Here is a 6,000-nt window from a genome sequence, read left to right as displayed (position 1 = left end):
ATCCTTTTCCACTGTGGTGGCTTAGATATTTACCCATGCTAAAACCGGAAGAACCTAAATTATTAATTGGGGGTATCTCCTTCGCTCAGGCAACTACTACATATTGGGGATAATCTTCCATACCCAAACACTACATATAGTATGTACCTGAGTCAAGGGGATACCCCCATAACAATAATTATGTCGTATGTAGATAAAGGTAGATCAACTAAAGAAACATTCTGATATTTCTTCATCAGAATGCCTGCGGCAATGTGCTCGTGGGCAAAGCCATCAACGGATGCTTGACGGCCTCTGTTTTCGCTATCGCTCATGTTTCCTTGCCTTAATTGTTATTTCCTTAATACGAGAATCCAGTCCGTATTGATTCGTTCCTCTCTAGGAACCTTTATAAAATACTTAATGATCTCCGAAGCAAAATATGTTTCGAGTTCAAACCCAACACCTTTAGCCAACTCCATTATATACTTCCAGTTTTCAAATAGTTCTCCGCGAATTCTGTTGTTGCCAACAACGATAATGTATCTTGCACCCGTTTTCAACACTCGATAAGCTTCCGTCAGATTCTTCCGCATGTCATCCAAGTATTTAAAAGCTATATATGCCCGTCTTGGGTCCTTTTCAAAAATTTCCGAAATCACAATGTCTGCATCATCTATTCCGATCTTGTGAAGTTGCTTGTATTCGTTAGACGAAACGCTTTCAGTTCCCACATGCTTTTTTTCAGCGGTGTCAATGAACCATTGGCTAGTCCCGACCAGTAGCTTTCTAATTGATGGGTCCTTGGATAATCCACTGCATTCGCGTACGGAGGAGAAGTCACAGCCAAATCGAAATTCTCTTCTTCGTATCTTATGCTTCGCGCATCCATGTCTTCCGGAAAGATCGCAGCGACATTCCGTGGACATCGTTGAGAGAACTCTATCATCTTGGGAACATTGAAAAGTACAACTTCTGCAAATCGTTTCAGAGCGTCAGACGGATAGACCCGCTTATTTAGCTTTTTTCTTATCACGGTCCTCGTACAGTTGTCATCCGCGTTTGAAACAGCGCGGATGATCGACGATAGACAGATTTTGAAGAAATCCTTTACGTCATTGCTGGCATCAAGAGCTTCTATGGTCTTCTTCAAATACGCAACCTCGAGAATAATCTCTCTGTTGAACCAATTATCCCTATAGGGGAAACACGGTATATCTGATTCAAACACCTTTGAAGGCTGATAATTTACCATAAAGCGCAACAAGCGTTCTTGTGTCGACTTTAATTCGCTTTCATCTAAGGGTGTGGCCTTGACCTTTGAAAGAAAGCGCGAGAACGGGTCCACATCGATTCCAACAGAATGTCTCCTGAGCAACAGTGCCTCGATATTGGTTGTTCCGCTACCAGAAAAGGGGTCAAGGACAAGGTCATTTTCGTTAGAATAACGTTTAACTAACCAGCGCGGTAATTCTGGAAAGAATTTGGCTGGGTACCTATGTAACCCATGAGTAAGAGCACTCTGATCGTAACTTATAAATAGGAATCTGTCTCCATCATTCACTGATAAATCTGCAGGAATATCTCCGTCAACACGTGTAATTCTTTCGCCGAATTCGTTTACTATCTCTTTGACGTTATCCAGACATTGGCCCAAAGGTAAAGAGAATTGATACCCGCCATTACTAGACCATCCATTCCGTCGCCCGTTCTTCCTGGCAACTTTCGTTTCTATCTCGTCTAATGAAATAGGATAAAAGGATGATTCTGTCATGGTTGGCATTCTTTGAATCCTTTCTTCTTAATTTTATGCGAATTATAACAGGTCATCAATAAAGGCTGCTGAAATCTATGCTTCTCCTAGTAATTTCACACGTCTAAGTTTCCCTCTCATGATAGCAAACATATGTTCGTTTTGCAAGCAGATTTCTAACATTTTCATTACGTGCTTGTTATGCTAAGACAAGAGCAATTTGCATGGATGCGATGGGTTTGTGTGCGGCGGTTGGTGGTCTGTTTAGTATGCTTTTCTGGGTTTTCGTTATTGGAATTGTTGTTTTGTTTGTTCTGTAGCTCGTTGGCGCTACGAGTGGAAAGGTAAGAGAAGAAAACATTGTTCAGACCTGGAGCACCCTCCATGATGCCCTACTTATCTCTTGCTCTGGGAGCGAGCACACTGAGTCGCCCTTTGAGCAGTGTGCTCAACTCACTGGTATGAGAGATATCTCAGTCACCCTTAGGGATGGGCAAATAGGGATAGATAGTTCTGGCTACGTTTTGGATAGGCGTGGTTTGCAGCCATACCTTTCCGGGGCCTCGAACAGTGGCCAGGAACAGACCTTCTCTCCCGAAGAAGATATTGGCAAACCCCTTTACTCTTTCGATACTGAAGTTGACACTGGCATCGTTTCTTCTAGCTCAGGGCATCATCAGCCTGGCGAATCAAAGGATCGATATCTAATCCCTGGTAACCTAACTCCTTCGCCAGTTCATCGGCCCTATATTTCTGACCGTAGGACCAGAGTTCCCGCAGGAAGTCACCCGCCTTCTTCTCCCCAAACCAGGCCTCTCCATACTCTCCTTTCAGGTACTCCTCCAACTGGGCTTCCAGGATCCAGGCTCTCAGATAGTTAGCGCAGTAAAAGGACTCATCTACGTCCTTGAGGAACATCTCTTTTGGGTATTCCACCAGAACACCGCGGGACAGAATCTCAGTATATAGCTCATCTTTGCCCTCCAGAGGAGTTCCGTCGTGCAGTTTGAGCTCGTACTGGAGCTTGGCAATATACCTCCTAAGAGACAGGAGATTGAGAGTATGGGAGAAACGAAGAAATCTCTCCCACCTCTCTATTCCCAACATCCGCTCCAGCCAGTATCTGTTTTTGGGTAGATGATCGAAAAGAAAGGCATATGCCTCGGTCACTGAGTTATCACCCAGATATCTGTACTCAATGGCCTGTCTGGAGCTTACATTGGCAAAGTGCTGCGCATGTCCTCCCTCATGAAAGAAAGCCTCATAGTCATCCTGGCCCCCTGAAGGCATAATGACCAGGTATATCTCCTGGGGAATCTTCACCGGGGCACAGAAGGCCCGGGGAGATTTTTTCTCACGAGGCTCCGCATCCACAATGATGCTCTTTTGTTCGTCAAGATCGACGCCTAAACCCTTAAGAGTATGATAGAAGACTTCCATCATTCGCTCCGCACGAAAGTACGCATCAAATTCCTTTCCTCTCATCAAGTAAGGAATATCGCTCCTCCGGACCTCCTGGAGAGATATCCCTATTTCCTGTCTAAGGACATGATCCATGTTTTCCAGATAGAGATCATCGGTCCGATCTAAAATCGGCTCCAACTGTTGGGCCAGTTGCTGAAAATCAACGCGTTTTAGACTGGAGAACATCCGGGCATAACTCTCGTAGCCCAGATCCCGGGTAGCGCTGTAAACTTGTTCCCACAATCTCACATAATTGGGATTCAACTCCCGCTCAGTAGCCTCAACCCGTCTCGATTCGATAAGAGCTCGCCTCTCAGGATCTGGCTCGTTCATCTGAACCACATGGGAATACCTGTAGCCTATCTCCTGACCCTGGACATCTATCTTGGCCCTGGCCTCCTGCATGGCCATTTGATCCTGGATCTCCTTCACTTCCTGACCTAAAAAGTGTTCCATACTGAACAAAAGCAGGTAGCCCAGTCTTCTTTTCTCCTCCCCGCCTGCCTTTTCTTCCAGCTCCTGGATCTCCTCTATAGCTGATCTGGCGAAAAGCTCTTTGTGCTTTTCGTATACCCCAGAAAAGTTGGCCTCTTCCTTATGCCCGGCGAAATGAAGGTAGCTTTCTTTATCCAGCTCTCCCAAAAATACTTCTACTTCCTGCCGATATTGCTCCAGATCCACCATCACCACTCCCGCTCTGATAAGACATTCTAGCCAAAGGTACCCGTAGACACTTCTGGTGGGCAACTCAAGACTTTTACAACTGCTCTATTTTAGCACGCCAGACTGTCTGTTGCGTCCGTCCCAATTCTGGTATTCCGGAGAATCCTTGCTTTTTGTGCTCTTGTCACTAATTTATCATTCGGGGATCGCACGCTCCAAGCATAAAAATGGCAAATCTATTTTCTACCTATTCCTATTTTAACAATCGCCGGTAGCCCCGCTCCATTGGTAATGATATTATGCACCATAGAAATGGGTTTCTTGCGCCACTTTTGATATGGTGCGGACAAGTTCCCCTGGATCAAATTGAAAGCAATTTCCCATAACGGCTTCATCATCCGCGAGCGATGAAAATATTTGATCTGTTTTCTACGTAATTTTTCATTATGGTCTCATCACCCATGAACCATGAAAATATCAAGTATTTTCTAAGTAATTAGGAAGAGAGGAAAATCTTTCATGACAACTCCTGATCTAACTTTCATTGCCGACGATATGCTGGGCCGGCTGGCCAGATACATGCGCATACTGGGTCTCGATGTCCTCTACATTCCTGGGATATCGGACAGGAACCTTATCTCTCTTGCCAAGAAAGAGAACAGGATAGTCCTCACCCGGGACACCCACCTTCTCAGGAGGCGGGAATTTAGCAGAAACATTCTTAAACATCTCTTCATTCAGAAGGATGCAGTAAGGGATCAACTTGCCCAGGTAGCCAGAGAATATCACATACCCCTTCGGGTTAGCCTAATCCGATGCCTGGAATGCAACACCCCTCTTCAACCTGTGGACAAAGAAAGGGTCCACCCTTACGTTCCGCCCCATGTATTTCAGACCCAGGAGAATTTCTCCCACTGTCATAAGTGCGATAAATATTACTGGGCTGGGACTCATCTAGGGTTAATGGAAAAAATGCTGGCCGAGATAAAAGAAAGAGGCTAATAGACACAACATATGGACGTGCAAAACTACTAACCTAAAATTAGATTACTCAAAGATTGAAAAGTTTGAAGACATCTTGGTCTTAATCCGGCAGCACTCGTAAGAGACTAGAGATCTTGAAGCCAGAGGCCCTCCAACTCAGGTTCACTTAGCCCAGGGCCAGTAGTTTGCGATCTTAAGACTGCGATGACGTAGAAATTAAGCCCAATATTTTCATGTTATCCTGGTTCGTAGGTGATGGCCCCATCATGGGAATTTACCCAAGTCCTCTCGAATCTAACCAGTCTTCCAGAGACACATTGAGGCTCATATTTTTTTTCTTGAGAAGATCCAAAAACTCCCAGGGAGTTATCCCGATTCTTTTACAGACCTCCGCAGCGGAAAGCTCTCCGGCTTGATATTTGAGCAGTAGTCTATCTCGCCTATCTTCCTCAAAGCCTTTTTTGAGTATATCCCTCAGATATGCTGATTTATCTAGATCCATCTCCTTAATAAAATTGGAAAGCTCCCTTAGGAAGTCCTCAGAGACCCTAACCGTTATTGGTTTTAGCATCTTCTATTTCCTCCAGCTTAAGCAATGCCTCAGCAATTATATCGGGAGGGTATCTCCCAATAATCCTTAACTTCTCAATAGAGTTCTTCGCCTTGGTGAAATCTATTTTGCCCAATCGGTAAAGCTCCACGGTTATCCTGGGTGAAATAAGAAAGGGCAACTTCATATATCTGCATGCCTTTATCGCCCTTCCATCATCTGTCAGCAATATCGAACCCGCAGTTTGCTTTACTAACGCCACAGCCTCTAACTCTCCCTTGCCAAGGGATATGGGGAGTTTCTTCGCTGTCCTGTCAACTCCAACGACTCTTATCCTTTTTGCAGATACAAGATTTGATATGACTCCTGCATCAGGATATTTCGTCAAAGTATCCTTATTCAGAACCTCATGAAACACCTCTTTTGGGATTACTAACGGAAAGGACTCAGCAAGGGTCTCCAAAAGACTGCACTTCGACAAAAGGATCAGGGAGCAACTATCCACAACAATTGTCTTCAACGAAAGACCTTCCCACAAGCGTATACTATTATTAATATACGTATACCATAAGTCGTTATGACGCGTCAATTCCGAATGCAAAAGTGG

General features: G+C 44.7%; 7 protein-coding genes and 1 pseudogene. 1 reads left to right on the top strand and 7 read right to left on the bottom strand.

Annotated features, from left to right (window positions below; genetic code table 11):
* Positions 1 to 152 precede the first annotated feature (152 nt).
* From HW443_RS01520 to HW443_RS01500, 5 genes and pseudogenes are all read right to left on the bottom strand, one after another.
* Positions 153 to 314 carry a hypothetical protein gene (locus HW443_RS01520; RefSeq protein WP_176233109.1) on the bottom strand — a complete coding sequence of 54 codons (162 nt, stop codon included), beginning with the start codon at positions 312 to 314 and terminating at the stop codon, positions 153 to 155.
* 18 nt (positions 315 to 332) lie between these two features.
* The gene (locus tag HW443_RS01515) at positions 333 to 641 is read right to left on the bottom strand and encodes a hypothetical protein (RefSeq protein ID WP_176231877.1); all 309 of its coding nucleotides are present in this window, start codon (positions 639 to 641) and stop codon (positions 333 to 335) included.
* 14 nt (positions 642 to 655) lie between these two features.
* The gene (locus HW443_RS01510; protein ID WP_176231876.1) at positions 656 to 1,762 is read right to left on the bottom strand and encodes a DNA methyltransferase; all 1,107 of its coding nucleotides are present in this window, start codon (positions 1,760 to 1,762) and stop codon (positions 656 to 658) included.
* Positions 1,763 to 2,205: 443 nt separating this feature from the next.
* Positions 2,206 to 2,370, bottom strand: a pseudogene (locus tag HW443_RS13760) (AIM24 family protein); the annotation flags it as partial.
* A gap of 22 nt (positions 2,371 to 2,392) precedes the next feature.
* Positions 2,393 to 3,943 (bottom strand): hypothetical protein, encoded by a 1,551-nt coding sequence (locus HW443_RS01500; protein WP_176235926.1) that lies wholly within the window; start codon positions 3,941 to 3,943, stop codon positions 2,393 to 2,395.
* A gap of 435 nt (positions 3,944 to 4,378) precedes the next feature.
* On the opposite strand from HW443_RS01500, the gene HW443_RS01495 reads away from it, so the two are divergent.
* Positions 4,379 to 4,861, top strand: a complete 483-nt coding sequence (locus HW443_RS01495) for a Mut7-C RNAse domain-containing protein (RefSeq protein WP_176231153.1) — start codon at positions 4,379 to 4,381, stop codon at positions 4,859 to 4,861.
* Between the two features lie 256 nt (positions 4,862 to 5,117).
* On the opposite strand, the gene HW443_RS01490 is transcribed toward HW443_RS01495, so the two are convergent.
* Positions 5,118 to 5,414 carry a UPF0175 family protein gene (locus tag HW443_RS01490; RefSeq protein WP_176231152.1) on the bottom strand — a complete coding sequence of 99 codons (297 nt, stop codon included), beginning with the start codon at positions 5,412 to 5,414 and terminating at the stop codon, positions 5,118 to 5,120.
* Positions 5,392 to 5,913, bottom strand: coding sequence for a hypothetical protein (locus tag HW443_RS01485; RefSeq protein ID WP_176231151.1), 522 nt, complete (start codon positions 5,911 to 5,913; stop codon positions 5,392 to 5,394). The genes HW443_RS01490 and HW443_RS01485 overlap by 23 nt, the downstream gene beginning before the upstream one ends.
* Positions 5,914 to 6,000: the final 87 nt, after the last annotated feature.

Source organism: Candidatus Hakubella thermalkaliphila, from assembly GCF_013281975.1.
In the GTDB taxonomy this organism is placed as follows: Bacteria; Actinomycetota; Humimicrobiia; order Hakubellales; family Hakubellaceae; genus Hakubella; species Hakubella thermalkaliphila.
This window is presented reverse-complemented; position numbering and strand designations above follow the sequence as displayed.

Bases quoted from the DNA above. Each gene is read 5' to 3' on its own strand.
- HW443_RS01520 (WP_176233109.1), bottom strand. From the start codon at position 314: ATGAGCGATAGCGAAAACAGAGGCCGTCAAGCATCCGTTGATGGCTTT.
- HW443_RS01510 (WP_176231876.1), bottom strand. From the start codon at position 1,762: ATGCCAACCATGACAGAATCATCCTTTTATCCTATTTCATTAGACGAG.
- HW443_RS01495 (WP_176231153.1), top strand. From the start codon at position 4,379: ATGACAACTCCTGATCTAACTTTCATTGCCGACGATATGCTGGGCCGG.
- HW443_RS01490 (WP_176231152.1), bottom strand. From the start codon at position 5,414: ATGCTAAAACCAATAACGGTTAGGGTCTCTGAGGACTTCCTAAGGGAG.